The 17,764-nt window shown below is 74.0% G+C and carries 15 protein-coding genes; 11 read left to right on the top strand and 4 right to left on the bottom strand.

Translation table 11 applies throughout. The annotated features are described in order from the left end of the window. Nucleotides 1-114: 114 nt before the first annotated feature. The 3 genes from ACZ4NT_RS00540 to ACZ4NT_RS00530 are packed head-to-tail and all read right to left on the bottom strand — an operon-like array spanning nucleotide 115 to nucleotide 3,025. Entirely contained in the window at nucleotides 115-354 is a 240-nt protein-coding gene (locus tag ACZ4NT_RS00540; protein ID WP_121403032.1) for a hypothetical protein, read from the bottom strand. 58 nt (nucleotides 355-412) lie between these two features. Further along, on the bottom strand, nucleotides 413-2,704 hold the full coding sequence (gene malQ, locus ACZ4NT_RS00535; protein WP_467722449.1) for a 4-alpha-glucanotransferase: 2,292 nt from the start codon (nucleotides 2,702-2,704) through the stop codon (nucleotides 413-415). Further along, the gene (locus ACZ4NT_RS00530) at nucleotides 2,705-3,025 is read right to left on the bottom strand and encodes a hypothetical protein (RefSeq protein WP_121403030.1); all 321 of its coding nucleotides are present in this window, start codon (nucleotides 3,023-3,025) and stop codon (nucleotides 2,705-2,707) included. A gap of 428 nt (nucleotides 3,026-3,453) precedes the next feature. Between ACZ4NT_RS00530 and ACZ4NT_RS00525 the strand changes: the two genes are divergently transcribed. From ACZ4NT_RS00525 to ACZ4NT_RS00500, 6 genes are all read left to right on the top strand, one after another. Next, nucleotides 3,454-6,558 (top strand): beta-N-acetylglucosaminidase domain-containing protein, encoded by a 3,105-nt coding sequence (locus ACZ4NT_RS00525; protein ID WP_467722447.1) that lies wholly within the window; start codon nucleotides 3,454-3,456, stop codon nucleotides 6,556-6,558. An 88-nt stretch (nucleotides 6,559-6,646) separates the two neighbouring features. Continuing rightward, on the top strand, nucleotides 6,647-7,237 hold the full coding sequence (locus ACZ4NT_RS00520; RefSeq protein ID WP_121403028.1) for an RNA polymerase sigma factor: 591 nt from the start codon (nucleotides 6,647-6,649) through the stop codon (nucleotides 7,235-7,237). After that, nucleotides 7,234-8,175 carry a zf-HC2 domain-containing protein gene (locus ACZ4NT_RS00515; protein WP_467722445.1) on the top strand — a complete coding sequence of 314 codons (942 nt, stop codon included), beginning with the start codon at nucleotides 7,234-7,236 and terminating at the stop codon, nucleotides 8,173-8,175. The genes ACZ4NT_RS00520 and ACZ4NT_RS00515 overlap by 4 nt, the downstream gene beginning before the upstream one ends. An 89-nt stretch (nucleotides 8,176-8,264) precedes the next feature. Then, nucleotides 8,265-9,014, top strand: a complete 750-nt coding sequence (locus ACZ4NT_RS00510) for an ABC transporter ATP-binding protein (RefSeq protein ID WP_467722870.1) — start codon at nucleotides 8,265-8,267, stop codon at nucleotides 9,012-9,014. Continuing rightward, nucleotides 9,011-10,441 carry a hypothetical protein gene (locus ACZ4NT_RS00505; protein WP_467722443.1) on the top strand — a complete coding sequence of 477 codons (1,431 nt, stop codon included), beginning with the start codon at nucleotides 9,011-9,013 and terminating at the stop codon, nucleotides 10,439-10,441. The genes ACZ4NT_RS00510 and ACZ4NT_RS00505 overlap by 4 nt, the downstream gene beginning before the upstream one ends. Further along, the gene (locus ACZ4NT_RS00500) at nucleotides 10,438-11,058 is read left to right on the top strand and encodes a hypothetical protein (RefSeq protein WP_121403025.1); all 621 of its coding nucleotides are present in this window, start codon (nucleotides 10,438-10,440) and stop codon (nucleotides 11,056-11,058) included. Before ACZ4NT_RS00505 ends, ACZ4NT_RS00500 begins: the two co-directional genes overlap by 4 nt. A 52-nt stretch (nucleotides 11,059-11,110) precedes the next feature. On the opposite strand, the gene ACZ4NT_RS00495 is transcribed toward ACZ4NT_RS00500, so the two are convergent. Further along, entirely contained in the window at nucleotides 11,111-11,647 is a 537-nt protein-coding gene (locus ACZ4NT_RS00495; RefSeq protein ID WP_121403024.1) for an HNH endonuclease, read from the bottom strand. Between the two features lie 273 nt (nucleotides 11,648-11,920). On the opposite strand from ACZ4NT_RS00495, the gene ACZ4NT_RS00490 reads away from it, so the two are divergent. The 5 genes from ACZ4NT_RS00490 (at nucleotide 11,921) to ACZ4NT_RS00470 (ending at nucleotide 17,762) form a co-directional block, all read left to right on the top strand. Continuing rightward, nucleotides 11,921-13,000, top strand: a complete 1,080-nt coding sequence (locus ACZ4NT_RS00490; RefSeq protein WP_121403023.1) for a mechanosensitive ion channel family protein — start codon at nucleotides 11,921-11,923, stop codon at nucleotides 12,998-13,000. 246 nt (nucleotides 13,001-13,246) lie between these two features. After that, the gene (locus ACZ4NT_RS00485) at nucleotides 13,247-14,458 is read left to right on the top strand and encodes an ROK family transcriptional regulator (protein ID WP_121403022.1); all 1,212 of its coding nucleotides are present in this window, start codon (nucleotides 13,247-13,249) and stop codon (nucleotides 14,456-14,458) included. Nucleotides 14,459-14,573: 115 nt separating this feature from the next. Then, nucleotides 14,574-15,911, top strand: coding sequence for an ABC transporter substrate-binding protein (locus ACZ4NT_RS00480; RefSeq protein ID WP_467722440.1), 1,338 nt, complete (start codon nucleotides 14,574-14,576; stop codon nucleotides 15,909-15,911). A gap of 7 nt (nucleotides 15,912-15,918) precedes the next feature. Next, a complete protein-coding gene (locus ACZ4NT_RS00475; protein ID WP_121403020.1) occupies nucleotides 15,919-16,863 on the top strand; it encodes a carbohydrate ABC transporter permease in 945 nt (314 codons plus the stop codon). Nucleotides 16,864-16,865: 2 nt separating this feature from the next. Then, nucleotides 16,866-17,762 carry a carbohydrate ABC transporter permease gene (locus ACZ4NT_RS00470; RefSeq protein ID WP_121403019.1) on the top strand — a complete coding sequence of 299 codons (897 nt, stop codon included), beginning with the start codon at nucleotides 16,866-16,868 and terminating at the stop codon, nucleotides 17,760-17,762. The last annotated feature ends 2 nt before the right edge of the window (nucleotides 17,763-17,764 follow it).

The raw sequence follows: 17,764 nt of genomic DNA, 5'->3' as shown, positions 1-17,764 counted from the left end.
GCCGGGGCCCGGGCCGGTCCGACGGGACCTGCGGGATCGACGCGACCTGTGCCGGACAGCGGGCCGGGGCGAGCGGGCTCGGCCCGCGGGACCGCCGACCGGACGGACCGGGCGTCAGCCCTGCTTCGGCTGCCTGTCGGACTTGTCGAGGACCATCACGAGGCCGGCGATGACCAGGAACAGCACGATCGGCGCCGCGACGAAGAGGCCCAGCGTGTCGATCACGCTCAGGCCCTGGCCGGGGTCGTCACCGTCGTCGCGGGTGAGCGCGAGCGCGGGGGACGACATGAGCAGCATCATCAGCGTCGTACCGGCAGCCAGGGCGCCGGCGCGCAGGGCGTTCTTCTTGTCCACGGTGCAAACGTAGCGAACGCCCGCGCGCGGCGCGCGCCCGGGGTGCCGTACGAAGGAATCACCCGCCCGGACGCACCGAGCCGTCCACGGTGTGGGCGGACGGGCCGCCGGAGGGCAAGTCACCTCCCGGGGGCGGTCGGTCGCCGGGCGCGGTGCCGGGTACCCGGGCTCCCGCGGGCGGTCGCAGTACGTCCAGGAGGGCGTGCAGGCGCGGGGACCGGGCCAGTTCCTCCAGCGTGACGGGGCGGCCCTCGGCGTCGGCGACGGGCAGGCGCCAGTTCGGGTACTGGTCCCAGGTGCCGGGCAGGTTCTGCGGGCGGCGGTCGCCCACGGTGTCCGGCAGCCAGACGCCGACCATGCGGGCCGGGGTGCGCAGCAGGAACCGGTGCACGGCCCGGATCTCGTCCTCCTCGGAGGCCGACGAGAGGCCTTCGCCGGGGGACGGGCCCGCCCCCGGCAGCAGCCCGAGCCGGGCCAGGAGTGCCAGCCACTCCGCGGTGTCCGCGGCCGCCTCGGAGCGCTCCTCCTCCAGTGGCCGGGTCAACAGGCCCAGGCTGTCGCGGAGTTCCACGTGCTCGCCGGTCAGGCGGGCCGCGGTGGAGGGGAGGTCGTGCGTGGTGGCGGTGGCCAGGCAGTCGGCGCGCCAGCGTTCGGGGGGCAGCGGCAGTCCGTCACCGGTCCAGTCCCGCTCGAACCAGAGCACGGAGGTGCCGAGCACGCCGCGCTCCTGCAGCGCCTCGCGCACTCCCGGCTCCACGGTGCCGAGGTCCTCGCCGATCACCAGGGCCCCCGCCCGTGAGGCCTCCAGTACCAGGACGGCGAGCATGGCCTCGGCGTCGTAGCGGACGTAGGTGCCGTCGGTGGGCGCCTGGCCCTGCGGGATCCACCAGAGCCGGAACAGGCCCATGACGTGGTCGATGCGCAGGGCGCCCGCGTAGCGGAAGAGGGCCCGCAGGAGACTGCGGTAGGGGGCGTAGCCGGACTCGGCCAGCCGGTCGGGGCGCCAGGGCGGCAGGCCCCAGTCCTGGCCCAGGGCGTTGAAGGCGTCCGGCGGGGCGCCGACGGTGGTCCCGGCGGCGAAGTACTCCTGCTGCGCCCAGGCGTCGGCGCCGCCGGGGTGGACGCCGACCGCGAGGTCGTGGACGAGCCCGACCGGCATGCCGGCGTCGCGCGCGCTGCGCTGGGCGGCGGTCAGCTGGGCGTCGGTGAGCCAGGCGAGGCGGGTGTGGAAGCCGACGCGGGCCGCCAGTTCGACGCGGGCCCGGGCGGTCTCGGCCGAGCGGGGGTCACGCAGACCGGCGGGCCACAGGTGCCAGTCGGAGCCGTGCACCTCGGCGAGCGCGTACCAGGTGGCGTGGTCCTCCAGGGCGGTACCGCCGCGGGCCAGGAAGTCCTCGTAGGCGGCGCGGCGTCCGGGGCCGAGCGGCACGGTGCCGACGTGTTCGAGTGCCTGCCGCTTGAGGTCCCACACGGCGTCGCGGTCGATCAGCGCGCCCTTGTTCAGGACGGCGTCGCGCAACTCCCCGGCGCGCCGGCTCAGCGCGTCGAGCCGGTCGCGTTCGGCGGCGTACGCGAATTCGGGGACGTCCTCGACGCGCAGGTGCACGGGGTCGGGGAAGCGGCGGGAGGAGGGCCGGTAGGGGGACGGGTCGGTGGGCGTGCCCGGTACGGCGGCGTGCAGTGGGTTGAGCTGCACGAAGCCGGCGCCGAGTGCGCGCCCCGCCCAGGCGGTCAGTTCGCCCAGGTCGCCCAGGTCGCCCATGCCCCAGGAGCGTTGGGAGAGCAGGGAGTAGAGCTGGACGAGGAGGCCGTAGGTGCGTCCTGGCGCGGCGGGCAGCCGGGCGGGCGCCGCCACGAGGTGGGCGTCGGCGGTGCGGCCGTCGGGGGCGGTGGCGTGCAGCGCGTGGACGCCGGGCGGGAGGTCCGCGGCCGAGGTGTGGGTGTCGCCCTCCTCGGTGTCGATGCGCAGCCGGGTGCCGTCCGGCAGTCCGGCGAGCGCGGCGGGTACCGCGCCTCCCCAGGAGACCACCGTCGGCGGCAGCAGGCGCTCGCGCAGTTCCCGGTCCCGCCGGGCGAGGGCTTCGGCGACGGCCTGCGGGGTGCTCGCGTCGATGCCGAGGGCCGCCAGGGCCGCGGTGACCGCGGTGTCCGAGGCGGGGACCGAGCGGCCGGGGGACGGGCTGTAGGCGGTGGCGACGCCGTGCAGGGCGGCGAGCCGCGCCAGCGGTGTCCCGGTGGACTCGGCCGACGGGGCCGGCGCGGGGTGGGACAGCGGTGTCCCGGCGGACTCGGCGGCCACGGGGCGGGACGGCGGCTGCTCGGCGGGTCCGGCCGACGGGGGCGGCGCCATCTAGACCCCCGCGGCGGCGCCGGTCGAGGTCGGCTCGCTGGTCAGCGGTGCGGTGTCGGAGAGCGGCGGTTCGCTGGTCAGGGGTTCGGCGTCGGGCAGCGGGGGTTCACTGGTCAGCGGTGTCTCGCCCCAGGATCCCTCGGCGGTGCTGTTCTCCTCCGGGGGGAACAGCGGGGGGTATCCGAGCGTGTCCCATTCGGGGACCCGGGTGGGGCGTCCTCCGCGTTGCTTCGGAGGGAGGCCGGTGTCGCGGGAATCGGCGGAGGACTCCGCCGAGGGTTTGGAGAGGGCCGAGAGCAGAAGGTGCGCCGAAGCGGCCACGAGGGTCTCCTTTTCGTCGTACGGCTGGACGCGGGTTCTCGCAGCCCTACCCAATGAGCGCGGCCGCAGACGTGGACGCACGCCGAAGGTGTCCTTGGTCACATTCTGTTCCAGGGGCGGCCATGCCACCAGAACACGGTCGGGTGATGGCGGAGCGCTGCCGCACGGGACGCACGGGGCAGGTGCGGTGGATGCGGCGGGTGGGGCGCATCCGGCACCTCGGCACTCTCCGTTGACACTGCGACCGCCTGAGTGATGGGCTCGATGCCGCCCCGGACGAGCCGTACGGGGGTGATGCGAGCGACGAGGGAGGGCTGTTGCAGCTCCGGCGCGGGATGGGAGCCGTACAGCTTCGGCGTGATCAGGGGTCCGGGCGGGTTCGGCGCGGGCGGACGGGCGTACCGGTCGGCCGGGGCCAGGGTGCCGCCGTGCTCGCGTTCGTCCTGGCGGCGGGTGCGCTGGGCGTGGCGCCCGGTGCCGTAGCGGCCCCGGCGTCCGTCACCGCCGCGGACGCACCGAGGGCGGACGCATCGGGAGCGGACGCGCTGCCGGCGGTCTGGCCGCGTCCGCAGTCCCTGCGTGCGGGCGGTTCCGCCGTCAGGGTCACGGACCAGGTGGTTCTGGTCGCCGACGCGGCTGCCGATCCGTACGCCGTGGACGCGTTGCGGGCGCTGCTGTGGAAAGCGGGCGCGCGGAAGGTCACGACGGTGCGCGACGGCGATCCGCTCCCCGCGGACGTGCTGCGCGCGGGAAGCCTGGTGGTGCGCGCGGGCGTGGAGCCGGCGCGCGGCACCGGCAGCGGCGCATCCGGCACCGACGCCGGCCGGAATCACGGCACCGCCGGCACCGACGCCGACCGGAGTCACCGCACATCCGGTGCCGACGCGCACCGGGGTCACGGCACCGCCGACGGCGGGTCCCCCTTCGGCGGGCACGCCGGGAGCGCCGCGGCCGACGGCGCCCACGCCCTCGGTGTCCGCCACGCCACCCCGCTGGACCGGGCGCTCGCCGCCCTCGGCGCCCCGCCCCGCGCCGATCTCCCGTCCGGCGGCTACCGGCTGGCCGTCGGCCGGGTCGGGGGCCGCGCCACCGTCGCCCTCGCCGGAGCGGGCGAGGACGGCCTGTTCCACGCGGTGCAGACGCTCCGTCAGCTGACCGGCGACGGGCGCGTGCCGGGCGTCGTGGTCCGCGACTGGCCGGGGACTGCCGTCCGGGGCACGACCGAGGGGTTCTACGGCACGCCGTGGACCCGGCAGCAGCGCCTGGAACAGCTGGACTTCATGGGACGCACCAAACAGAACCGCTATCTGTACGCGCCCGGCGACGACCTCTACCGCCAGGCGCGCTGGCGCGAGCCGTACCCGGCGCGGCAGCGCGCCGATTTCCGGGAGCTGACGGACCGGGCGGCCCGCGACCACGTCACTCCGGCCTGGGCGGTGGCTCCGGGGCAGGCGATGTGCTTCTCCTCGGACGCCGACGTGGCGGCCCTGACGCGCAAGCTCGACGCCATGTGGGGGCTGGGCTTCCGTGCGTTCCAGCTTCAGTTCCAGGACGTCAGTTACAGCGAGTGGCACTGCGGGGCGGACGCCGAGGAGTTCGGCTCGGGGCCGGAACCGGCGGCCCGCGCCCAGGCCCGGGTGGCGAACGCCGTGGCCCGGAGGTTGGCCGAACTCCACCCGGACGCGGCGGTGTTGTCGCTCATGCCGACGGAGTACTACCAGGACGGTCCGACCGCCTACCGGCGGGCACTGGCCGCCGCGCTGGACGACGGGATCGAGGTCGCGTGGACGGGTGTCGGTGTCGTGCCGCGGACCATTACGGGGCGTGAACTGGCCTCCGCACGGGACGTGTTCGGGCATCCGCTGGTCACGATGGACAACTACCCGGTCAACGACTACGCACAGGACCGGATCTTCCTCGGCCCGTACCGGGGCCGCGAGCCCGCGGTGGCCACGGGTTCGGCGGGCCTGCTCGCCAACGCGATGCAGCAGCCGGAGGCCTCCCGCATCCCGCTCTTCACCGCGGCCGACTACGCCTGGAACCCCCGGGACTACCGCCCGCAGGACTCCTGGCGGGCCGCGATCGACGATCTCGCGGCCGGTGACGCGCGGGGCCGGCGGGCGCTGGACGCGCTGGCGGCGAACGACGCGTCGTCGGTGCTGGGCGGCGACGAGTCGGCGTATCTGCGCCCGCTGCTGGAGGCGTACCGGCGGGCCCGGACGACGCCGGACCGCGCGGCGGCCCAGACGGCGTCGCGGCGCGTGCGGGCCGCGTTCGCGGTGCTGCGCGAGACCCCCGAGCACCTGCCGGGCAGTTCGCTGGCCTCCGAAGTGAGGCCCTGGAGCGAGCAGTTGGCGCGATACGGCAAGGCGGGCGAGACGGCAGTCGCCATGCTGGACGCCCAGACGGACGGCGACGCGACGGCGGCCTGGCAGGCCTACCGTGCCCTCGGCCGACTGCGTACCGAACTGGCGGCGAGCCGGGTCACGGTGGGCAAGGGCGTGCTCGACCCGTTCCTGAAGCGGGCGCAGCGGGCGTACGAGACGTGGGCGGGCCTCGGCCGCGAGCGGGCGGCGGACCACGGTCCGGCGGACGGCGACCGCGTCGTCCGCCTGCCGCGGGCACGGCCGCTCGCCGCGGTCACCGTGCTCGGCGACCCCGGGACGGCCGGGTCCGTGGAGGCGCACGTCCCCGGCGAGGGCTGGCGGCGGCTCGGCGACCTCGCCCCCGGCGGGGCCACGGAGATCGCCTCGCGGGTGCGCGCGGACGCCCTGCGCGTGACCGGTCCGCGGCCCTCGCAGGTACGGCACCTCGTGCCGTGGTTCGCCGACTCCCCCGCGGTGGAATTGGAGTTGGGGCGTACGGAGACGGATGTGGCGATCGGCGGCACCGGTACCGTGCCGGTGCGGCTGGCCTCCCTGCGCCCCTCCGACGTCCGCGGGAAGCTCACGGTCGAGGCGCCGAAGGGCGTGCGCGCGCGCGTCCCGGCGACGACGCTCCTGCGGCGCGGCACGGAGCTCGACGTCGCCCTCGACGTGACCGTCCCGGCCGGCACACCCGCGGGGTCGTACGAGGTCACGATCGGTTTCGGCGACGCCCGCCGCACGCTCACGGTCCGCGCGTTCCCCCGCACCGCGGGACCCGACCTCGGCCGCGGCGCGAAGGCGTCCTCCTCGGCGGACGAGACACCGGACTTCCCCGCGTCGGCGGCCAACGACGGGGACCCGGGGACCCGTTGGTCCTCGCCCGCGCGGGACGGGGCCTGGTGGCAGATGGAGCTGCCCGGGCCGGTGCGCCTGGGGCGCGTGGTGCTGCGCTGGCAGGACGCGTACGCCGCCGCGTACCGGATCCAGGTCTCCGCGGACGGCCGTACCTGGCGTACCGCGTCGGCGGTGAACGACGGGCGGGGCGGCCGGGAGTCGCTGCGCATGGACGAACGGGGCGTCCGCTTCGTGCGCGTCCAGGGGGTGGAGCGGGGCACGAAGTACGGCTACTCGCTCTGGTCGGTCGAGGCGTACCGCGTGGCCGACTGAGGCGGCACCCGCCCGGAACCGGCGTGCCGCGTGGTGAACCGTGCGTGCGGCGCTGGTCGATAGAGGGGGTGTGAGACTGTTCCGCCCCATGGGGGGCCACCGGGAGGACGCCACGGACGCGGCGCTGCTGCGGGCCGTCGCGGACGGGGACTCGGCGGCGATGGCCGCGCTGTACGACCGGCACGCGGGATGGCTGCACACGCGGCTGACCCGGCGGTGCCCGGACCCCGAGGTCGTGCGGGAGGTGCTCCAGGACACCTTCGTGACGGTGTGGCGGTCGGCGGCCGCGCACCGCGGCGAGGAGGCCGGCGGCTGGCTGTGGACGATCGCCGCGCGGCGCCTCGTGGACGCCCGCCGGGTCCAGGAGCGCGCCGCGCGGGTGGAGTACGAGCCGGCGGTGCCGGCGGCCTCCGCCGAGGAGCGGGTGCTGGCGGGCCTGGAGTACGGGGACGTGGGCGCGGCGCTCGACCGTATCTCTCCCGAACTGCGCGACGTGCTGCGGGCCACGGTGGTCGACGGCCTGACGACCCGGGAGACGGCGCGGCTCCTCGGCATCCCCGAGGGCACGGTCAAGACCCGCGCCATGCGTGCCCGCGCCGAGCTCCGCGCGGCCCTCGCCCATCTGAGTCCGTCCGTGGCCCCGTCGCTGGGCCCGTCCGCGCTGGGAGGTCCGGCATGACCGGCTGGCACGCACCCGACGATCTGATCACCCGGTACACGGACGGCTCCCTGCCGGAGACGGACGCCTGGTCCCTGGAGAAGCACCTGGAGGGCTGCACCGGCTGCGCCGTGCGGGCCTCGCGGGCGGCCCGGGAGGGCGCGGCGGGGACGGTGCTGGCGGAGGTCCGGGTCGCGGTCCTCCAGGCGGCCCGCCCGCCCGCGTCCGTCCCGGCGCGGTCCCCCTCGCCCAGGCCCGTCGCGGCCCCGCCGTCCCCGCCTCCGTGGCGGGCGTCCGTGCGGGCCCGGGCCGGCGGGGGGCGGCTCGGACGCGTGCTGTGGGCCGCCGGGCCGGCGCTGCGCGGGGCCTGGAGCGCGGCGGTGCTGCTGGTGGCCGTGGGGGCGCTCGTCCTGGCGTACGGCGGCGGGTTCGACGGCGTGCGCCCGCTGCTGCTGGCGGTGGCTCCCGTCGTCCCCGTGGCCGGGGTCGCCCTCTCGTACGGGCGGCACGCCGACCCCCTGCACGAGATCGCCGCGGCCTCGCCCTCCGGCGGGCTGCGGCTGGTGCTGACCCGGACGGCCGCCGTCCTCGCGGTGAGCGTTCCGCTGCTGACGGCGGCCGGGCTGCTGCTCCCGGCGGGCGGCCCCCCGCTGCCGCGGGTCCCGGCGGCGGCCGCCTGGCTGCTGCCCGGGCTCGCGCTGACGCTGGCCACGCTGGCGCTGTCCGGATACGTGGGCTGCCGCAACGCCTCGGCGGTCGTCGGCGCCGGCTGGCTGCTGGCGCTCGCGGCGCCCGTCCTGGCGGACACCGGTGCCGGTCCGACGGCCCGGCTCACGCACCAGCTCTCCCTCTACTTCACCGGCGCCTCACCGCAGATGGCCTGGGGGGCGGCGGCAGTGCTCTGCGCCCTGGTCCTCGCCGCGCGCCGCACCGCGTACGACCGTCTGGAGACGATGTGAACCCGTCCGGAACCACTTCTCCCCCGCCGCTTCCCGCCTCCCCCGATACTGGCGGCCGGGACGGCGCCCTCTCGGTCCGGGTCCGCGGCCTGACCGTCCGCCACCGCAGGACCACCGCGCTGGACGCCGTGGACCTCGACTTCGGTCCCGGCGTCCACGGACTGCTCGGTCCGAACGGCGCCGGCAAGACCTCCCTGATCCGCGTCCTCGCGACCGTCGCGGAGCCCGCCGCGGGCCGCGTGGAGATGCTCGGCGGCGACCTCGGCCGGCACCGGGAGCGTGCCGGGATCCGCCGTGAACTCGGTTATCTGCCGCAGGAGTTCGGGTACTACCCGGGATTCACCGTGCGGGAGTTCACGGCGTACGTGGCCTGGCTGAAGGAGATGCCGGCCGCCGCCACCCCGGCCGCGGTCGAGCGCGCGGTGACCCGGGTCGGGCTCGCCGACCGGATCGACGCCAAGGTCAGAACGCTGTCCGGCGGGATGGTCCGCCGGGTCGGCATCGCGCAGGCCATCGTGAACGACCCCCGCATCCTGCTGCTCGACGAGCCCACGGCGGGCCTGGACCCCGAACAGCGCGTGGAGTTCCGTGCGCTGCTGCGGGAGCTGGGACGGACGGCCACCGTCATCGTCTCCACCCACCTGGTGGAGGACGTGGCCGCCGCCTGCACGGACGTCACACTGATCGAGGCCGGGCGGATCGCGTACCGGGGCACCCCGGGGTCGCTGGCCGGGCTCGGCGCGGACGGCCACCCGTCCGACGGCAACGCCATCGAACGCGGCTACACGGCGGCCCTGCGCGCCCACCGCGCCGGCACCCCCGCGGAGGCCGGCCGATGAGCGTACGGACCCAGCCGGAGAAGGACCCCGCGGCCGCCGCTCCCGCACCCCGCACGGCCGCCGCTCCCCCGCCCCGTGGGGCCGCGCGCCCGCCCGCTCCCCCGCGGCGCCACCCGCTGCGCACCGAGTTCCTGCGCGGCTTCGCCCCCTGGGCGGGGGCCGCGCTGCTCGTCGCGCTGGCGTGGCCGCTGGCCGCCACCGGGTCCCATTGGCAGGGCAGTTGGGGCGAGACCACCAACGAGCTGAGCTCCGCGGCGGGGATGATCGGGGCGCCCTTCGCGCTGGCCGCGGGTGCCTGGCAGGGCGGCCGGGAGCGACGGCTGGGCACGGCGGAGCTGCGTGCCTCCACCGCTCGCGGACCCCTGGCCCAGTTGCTGACGGCCGCGCTGCCGCTCGCCTGCTGGCTGGCCGCCGCCTACGGGGCGGTGGCGGCGGGTGCGCTGCTGGCGTGCGCGCCCTACGCTTCGGCGGGAGCGCCGGCCACGGCGGTCCTCGTGGGGGCCGCCGTGTCGATCGCCGCGTGCACTCTGCTCGGCCAGGTGGCCGGGCGGGTGCTGCCCTGGCGGCTGACCGCGCCGGCGCTCGCGGTCTGCGGGTACGTCCTCGTCGGCACCCTCGGCACCTCGCATTCGGACCTGCGCCACCTCGCGTTCGCCCTGGTGGCGGGCGACGGCGACCGCAGCCTGCCGCTCTGGTGGTACCCGTTGGTCTCGGCGCTGTGGGTGTGCGGGCTCGCCGCCGCCGCGGTCCTGGCCCACACCGCGCGGCGCCGCGCCGGCGCGCTGCTGCCGCTCGCGGCCGCACTGGGTGCCGCCGTCCTGCTGGTCCAGACGGGGGACAACCTGCTGCGCGACAACCCGGCGGCCCGCCGGCAGGTGTGCGACACCTCCATCGCGCCGCAGGTGTGCGTCAACGCCACGCATCCGGGTCTGCTGCCGGAGGTGACCGACGCCCTGTCGGGACTCACCGGCCGGCTGGCGGGCGTGCAGAACCTGCCGGTCCGCTTCGAGGACCTCGACCGGCGGCCGCGCGCCCGGGAGGCGGAGCTTCCGATGCTCACGCCGTTCGGCTGGAGCGCCGTACGCGGGAAGGTCGCCGATCCGGAGCGGTACGCGCGGGAGGCCGCGCAGGCACTCGTGCGCCATGACTGCGAGAGGGTGCCCTCGGCGCGGCGGGTCCGGGTGGCGGACACGGCCGTGGTGCGCTGGCTGGCGCCCTACGGTCCGGCCGACCGCATGCGCGAGGATTCCGAACAGCGGGCCCGGGAGTCCGGCGACGAGCGGGAACTCGCTTCCCTGCGGGCCGAGGACGAGGCGTACGCGCGCCTCTCGGCCATGACCGGCGAGGAGCGCCGCGGCTGGCTCGGCCGCTACTTCGCGTCGGCCCGGAGCTGTGACCCGGCCGCGAGTGAGGTGCCGTCCCTGTGAACGCCCCGAACCGGCTCCACCCCCTCGCCCTCTACGCCCGGTCCCGCGCCCTGGGCGTCACCGCGGCCGTCCTGGCGGCCACCGCGGCGCTCACCCTGGGTGCGGCGAGCCACCCGGACACCTATCTGGACCCGTACCGCAGGGTCCCGCTGCTCTCCCTGGCCCCGCTGCTGGCGTCAGCCGCGATCGGCGTGAGCCTGCACGCGTACACGCGGGACCTGGACGACACCGCGGTCCGTCCCTGGTGGCCGCGGCGACTGGCCCACCTGCTGCTCCTCAGCGCGTTCGCGGCCCTGGTGCTCGCCCTCGCGGTGCCCGGGCACGCCGAGGTGTTCGGCGCTGCGGCCATGGTCCGCAACACGCTGGGCGCGGTCGGTCTCACGGCGGCCGGAGCGGTGCTGTTCGGCGCCCGGGCGAGCTGGATGCCGACGACGCTGTACTTCAGCGCGGTCTACCTCGCGGCCTCCTCGCCCGGTGTGAGAAAGGAGACAGTGCTGGCCTGGGCTCTGCAGTCGGGACCCCAGCCGGGTGCCTGGGCCGTCGCGCTGGCACTCTTCGTGTCCGGTCTGGCGCTGTGCGCGACGTGCGGCGCCCGGCCCGAAGCGCCCCGCGGCTGACGGGAGCCGTGGGACGGGCCGGGCGGGCGGGGGTATGCAAAAGCCCGGATCGTCAGGCGGAGATGCCGTCGATCCGGGCCATCGCGTCCTCGGCGCCGTACGGCTGCAGGTAGGGCAGCCAGCGCGGGTCGCGGTGGCCGGTTCCGATGATGCGCCAGGCGAGCCCCGATGGCGGGGCCGGTTTGTGGCGCAGGCGCCAGCCGATCTCCACCAGGTGGCGGTCGGCCTTGGTGTGGTTGCAGCGGCGGCAGGACGCCACCACGTTGTCCCAGGCGTGCTGACCCCCGCGGGAGCGCGGGATGACGTGGTCGACGCTGGTTGCGACGCCACCGCAGTACATGCACCGGCCGCCGTCGCGGGCGAACAGCGCTCGCCTGGTCAGCGGGACGGGGCCCCGGTAGGGGACCCGGACGAACCTCTTCAGCCGGACCACGCTGGGTGCGGGGACAGTAACGGTCGCGCTGTGCATGAAGGCGCCGGATTCCTCGAGAGAGACGGCCTTGTTCTCAAGGACGAGGACGAGCGCGCGGCGGAGCGGTACGACGCCGAGTGGCTCGTACGACGCATTGAGGACCAGGACATGCGGCACGGATGCCTCCTTGTACGCCGGCGGCGCGTGGCTCGCGCCGGGACGATCTGTGGCCAGTGTCCCCTCATGCCTGGTGGAAGCGCCACCATGTCCCGGTAACGGGCTGGGAGTGTTTTCGACCACACCTGGTTCATCCCCAGGTGAGCACAGTCTCTCCCTCGGACAACGCAACGATCCACACACGATGCCCCGTTAGTGTGGTGGGTCTGCCCGACGGTGTCCCTCTCGTGATTTCCGGCCGCGGGCGGACCGCTACGCCTGGAGGTACCCCCCGTGTCCTTGTCCGTCCTGTTGGCCGCAGCCACTCCGTCGCCGTCGCCCTCGACGACGGCAGACCCGCTCCAGGACGCCCAGGAGAGTGCGACCAACGCCGCGAGCTGGGTCGAGCAGAACTGGTCCACATGGCTCAGCATCGGCCTGCGGGTCCTGCTGATCGTGGTCATCGCGGTGGCCCTCAGAATCGCGGTGCGCCGGGCCATCACCAAGTTCATCGAGCGGATGAACCGGACGGCTCAGGCCGTGGACGGCACCGCCCTCGGCGGCCTCCTGGTGAACGTGGAGCGGCGCCGGCAGCGGTCCCAGGCCATCGGCTCGGTGCTGCGCTCGGTGGCGTCCTTCCTCATCGTGGGTACGGCCGCGCTGATGGTCCTCGGCACGTTCGAGATCAACCTCGCGCCGCTGCTCGCGTCCGCCGGTGTGGCCGGTGTGGCCATCGGTTTCGGCGCCCGCAACCTGGTCACCGACTTCCTGTCCGGTGTCTTCATGATCCTGGAGGACCAGTACGGCGTCGGCGACACCATCGACGCCGGGGTGGCCTCCGGCGAGGTGATCGAGGTCGGCCTGCGCGTCACCAAGCTGCGCGGCGACAACGGCGAGATCTGGTACGTGCGCAACGGCGAGGTCAAGCGCATCGGCAACCTCTCCCAGGGCTGGGCCACGGCGGGCGTCGACGTGACCGTGCGCGCCTCGGAGGAGCTGGACCACGTCCGGTCGGTGCTCAACGAGGTCGGCGAGGCCATGAGCAAGGCGGAGCCCTGGAACGAGCTGCTGTGGGGCCCGATCGAGGTGCTCGGTCTCGACAGCGTCCTGCTGGACTCGATGGTCGTCCGCGTCTCGGCCAAGACCATGCCCGGCAAGGCCCTGACCGTCGAGCGCGAACTGCGCTGGCGCATCAAGCGTGCCTTCGACGCGGCCGACATCCGGATCGTCGGCGGCTCCACGGTCCAGCCGGAGGAGACGCCCGCCCCGGACCCCACCGCCGCGGTGGCCGCCCCGTCCGTGTACGCGAACACGGCCTCCCCGCAGTCGGAGGCCGCGTCCCCGATCGCCGCCCCCCGGCCCGGACCGCGGTAATCCGCCACCGTTCACCACCCTTCGTACGCCCCCTCACGGCTGTACGCACCGCCCTCGCGGGTAACGACTCCGTTGCCGCGGGGGCGGTCTCTCTTGACGCCTCCACGACGGCACGCCTACGTTCCTCCCATCGAACAGGAAACTTTCCTAACAGTGATCCTGCGGCGAGGTCGCCCCGGCCCCGCGTGGACTTCCCCGCCGCGTCACTGGAAAGCTGGGCAGCTCGAAAGGCAGGTGGGGACTGACATGGCCGGATCCGCCGGTACGCCGGGTACGCCGCGCGTCCTGCGCGCCATGAACGACCGCGCCGCCCTCGATCTCCTGCTGGAGCACGGCCCCCTGTCCCGTACGCGGATCGGAAAGCTGACCGGGCTGTCCAAGCCCACCGCCTCCCAGCTCCTCGCCCGCCTGGAGGCCGCGGGCCTCGTGCTGGCCACCGGGACCAGCGAGGGCCGCCCGGGCCCCAACGCCCAGCTCTATGCCGTCAATCCGGGCGCCGCCCATGCGGCGGGGCTCGACGTCACCCCCGAGCGCATCCTGGCCGCCGTCGCGGACGTCACCGGACGCACCGTGGGCGAGTACGAACTGCCCACGCCCGGCCGGCGCCCCGCCCACCCCGTCGTCCGGCAGGTCACCGACGCGCTGGACGGGGCGGTGAAGGCGGCGGGGCTCGCCCGGGACGACGTCCACCGGATCGTCATCGCAACCCCCGGCGCCTTCGACCCCAACACCGGACGGCTGCGCTACGCCTCACACCTGCCCGGCTGGCACGCCCCGGGCATCCTCGACGAACTCGCCGCGGCACTGCCGATGCCCGTCGAGTACGAGAACGACGTCAACCTCGTCGCCATCGCCGAGCAGCGGCTCGGCGCGGCCCGCGGCCACGAGGACTTCGTGCTGCTGTGGAACGAGGGCGGTCTCGGCGCCGCGCTCGTCCTCGGCGGACGGCTGCACCGCGGCTGGACGGGCGGCGCCGGCGAGGTCGGCTTCCTGCCGGTGCCCGGCGCCCCGCTGGTCCGGCACGTCACCAAGGCCAACAGTGGCGGCTACCAGGAGCTGGCCGGCTCCCAGGCCATCCCGGCGCTGGCCCGGGAACTGGGCATCCGGCCCGTGCCGGGCGGCTCCTACGCCGAGGCGGCGGCGGCCCTCGTCGCGCAGGCCGCCGCTGTCGACGAGGGAGCGCACCGGCGGCTGCTGGAGACGTACGCCACCGGCCTCGCCACCGGTCTCGCCTCGCTGGTCTCCGTGCTCGACCCCGAACTCGTCGTGCTCAGCGGCGCCTCGCTCACCGCCGGCGGCGAGCCGCTGCGGGCCCTGGTCCAGGCCGAGCTGGAGGAGCTGGCCGCGTCCCGGCCGCGGCTCGTCGTCGGCGACGTCCGCGAACACCCCGTGCTGCGCGGCGCGCTGGAGAGCGCGCTGGCCGCCACCCGCGACGAGGTCTTCGACACCTCGCGCTGACCCCGCCCGGCACCGTCCCGCCCCACCGATCCCGCCCCATCGCGGCACTCGCGGTCCGACCGCACCCCACCCCCCGCGTCCCCTGCAGTCCCATCCGCCCTAGGGAGACCCCGTCATGCCCGGAATGTCCAGGAAAGCGGCCGTCGCGCTGGCCGCGTCCGCCTCGATAGCCCTCCTCGCCACCGCCTGCACCGGCCAGTCCGACTCCGGCGCGAGCGACGACGCGTCCAAGGAGCAGACGATCAACTTCTGGCACGCCTGGAGCGCGCCCGGCGAGGTCAAGGCCGTGAAGACACTGGTCGCGGGCTTCGAGAAGGCCCACCCGAACATCCACGTGAACGTCGTCGGCAACATGACGGACGACAAGATCAACCAGGCGCTGCGCGCCGGCGGCGGGAAGGCCCCCGACGTCGTCTCCTCGTTCACCACCAACAACGTCGGCAAGTTCTGCTCGTCCGGCGCCTTCGTCGACCTCGACCCGTTCTTCGAGAAGGCGGGCATCGACCCGGAGAAGACGTTCCCGAAGGCGATGAACGAGTACACCCGGTTCGAGGGCAACCGCTGCACGGTGCCGCTGCTGGGCGACGCCTACGGGCTCTACTACAACAAGACCGCCTTCGAGAAGGCAGGCATCGCCGCACCGCCGAAGACCTGGTCGGAGTTCGAGAAGGACGCCAAGAAGCTCACCGTCGCCAAGGGTGACTCGTACACGCAGCTCGGGTTCATGCCGAACTACCACGGCTGGGAGTCGACGACCGAGCACTACTTCGGGCAGTTCTCCCCCACGTACTTCGACAAGGAAGGCAAGTCGAACCTCGCCAAGGACCCCGCGTTCAAGGCCGGGTTCACCCTGCAGAAGCGCCTCGTCGACGAACTGGGCGGCTACCGGAAGCTGGAGAAGTTCCGGTCCAAGCTCGGTGACGAGTGGGGCCCCAAGCACCCCTTCCACACCGGCCAGGTCGCGATGCAGCTGGACGGCGAGTGGCGGCTCGGCATGGCCGAGGAGGCGAAGCCCGGCTTCGAGATCGGCGTGGCACCGCTGCCCGTCCCCGACGACCAGGCCGACCAGTACGGCAAGGGCTACATCACCGGCACGATCGCGGGCATCGCCGCCACCAGCAGGAAGCAGAACGCGGCCTGGGAGCTGGTGAAGTACATGACGACCGACACCGACGCGGTGGTCGGCTTCGCCAACGCCATCCACAACGTGCCGTCCACGCTGGCCGCCCTGAAGTCGCCGAAGCTGACCTACGACCCGCGCTTCAAGACCTTCCTCGACATCGCGTCGAACCCGAATTCCACGACGACGCCCGCGTCCCTCAACGGCGGTACGTACCTCGTGACGATCCAGCAGTTCGGCTACGACTACGAGAGCGGCAAGGCCGGGGATCTGGAGGCGGGGCTGAAGAAGACCGCCGCGCAGATCGACACGGACATCGCCCAGGCGAAGTGACGCCGTCATGAGTGCCACGTACACACTGCGCGCCAAACGCCGCCGGGCGGCGCTGCGCACGGCCGCCTTCATGTCCCCCTGGCTCGTCGGCTTCGCGGTCTTCTTCGCCTACCCGCTGCTCTCGACGGTGTACTTCTCGTTCATGCACTACGACGGCTTCAAGCCGCCGACGTGGAGCGGGACGCAGAACTGGGTCTACGTCTTCGAGAACTACCCGTTGTTCTGGCCGGCGTTGCGCAACACCCTGTGGCTCGTCGTCGTGATGGTGAGCCTGCGGGTCCTGTTCGGACTCGGGGTCGGCCTGCTGATCACGAAGATCAGGACGGGTACGGGTGTCTTCCGGACGGTCTTCTATCTGCCCTACCTGGCCCCGCCCGTCGCCGCCACAATGGCCTTCGCCTTCCTGCTCAACCCGGGCACGGGACCGGTGAACTCGCTCCTGGAGGGCATCGGGATCCCGGCGCCGGGCTGGTTCAACGACCCGTCCTGGTCGAAGCCCGCCCTCACCCTGCTCGCCCTGTGGGGCGTCGGCGACCTCATGGTCATCTTCATGGCCGCACTGCTCGACGTCCCGAAGGAGCAGTACGAGGCCGCCGAGCTGGACGGTGCCTCCGCCTGGCAGCGGTTCCGGTTCGTGACGCTGCCGAACATCTCGCCGATCGTGATGTTCGCCGTGGTCACCGGCGTGATCCAGACCATGCAGTACTACACGCAGCCACTGATCGCGGGAAAGGTCGCCTCGGGTGTCATCCAGGGCGCCGGCACGCAGTTCGAGCCCGGCTACCCGGACAAGTCGACACTCACGCTGCCGCAGCTCGTCTACAACCTCGGCTTCCAGCGCTTCGACTACGGCTCCGCCTGTGTGGTCGCGCTGGTGCTGTTCGCCCTGTCCATGGTGTTCACCGCGTTCCTGATGCGGCGCCGGGGCGGCCTCATCCAGGCAGGTGACTGACCATGACCCAGCTACTCGACCCACCGGTGGAGCTGCGGCCCGAGCCCGCCTCCCCCGCCGAACGCACCGCCCGCCGCCGTGCCCTCCTGGAATGGGTCGCCGTGCACTCCCTGGGCGTGGCGGCCGCCCTCTTCTTCGTGCTGCCCTTCGTGTTCGTGTTCCTCACCTCGCTGATGAGCGACACGCAGGCCCTGAGCCGGGACCTGATCCCGCACACCTGGGAGTGGGGCAACTACCGGAAGGTCTTCGACACCCCGGGCTTCCTCACCTGGTGGAAGAACACACTGCTGTACGCGGGAGCGGGGACCGTCCTCACCGTCGTGTCCTCGATCCCCGTGGCGTACGCGCTCGCCAAGTTCCGCTTCCGGGGCCGGAACCTGTCGCTGATGCTGGTCATCTCGATGATGATGCTGCCGCCGCAGGTCGTCGTCATCCCGATGTACCTGTTCTGGGCGAAGCAGCTGGACCTGTCGGGCACGCTGTGGCCGCTGATCGTCCCGATGGCGTTCGGGGACGCGTTCTCCATCTTCCTGCTGCGGCAGTTCCTGACGACCATCCCGAACGAGTACCTCGACGCCGCGAAGGTCGACGGCTGCGGGGACCTCAGGACCCTGCTCAGGGTCGTACTGCCGATGGCGAAACCCGGCATCGCGGCGGTCGCGCTCTTCCAGTTCTTCTACGCCTGGAACGACTACTTCGGTCCGCAGATCTACGCGTCCGAGAACCCCGCGGCCTGGACACTGAGTTACGGCCTGGAGTCGTTCAAGGGCGCGCACCACACCGACTGGAATCTCACCATGGCCGCGACCGTCCTGGTCATGGCCCCCGTGATCCTCGTGTTCTTCTTCGCGCAGAAGGCGTTCGTCGAGGGTGTCACGCTCACCGGAGTGAAGGGCTGACT

Source organism: Streptomyces sp. NPDC026417, from assembly GCF_055567695.1.
This window is presented reverse-complemented; position numbering and strand designations above follow the sequence as displayed.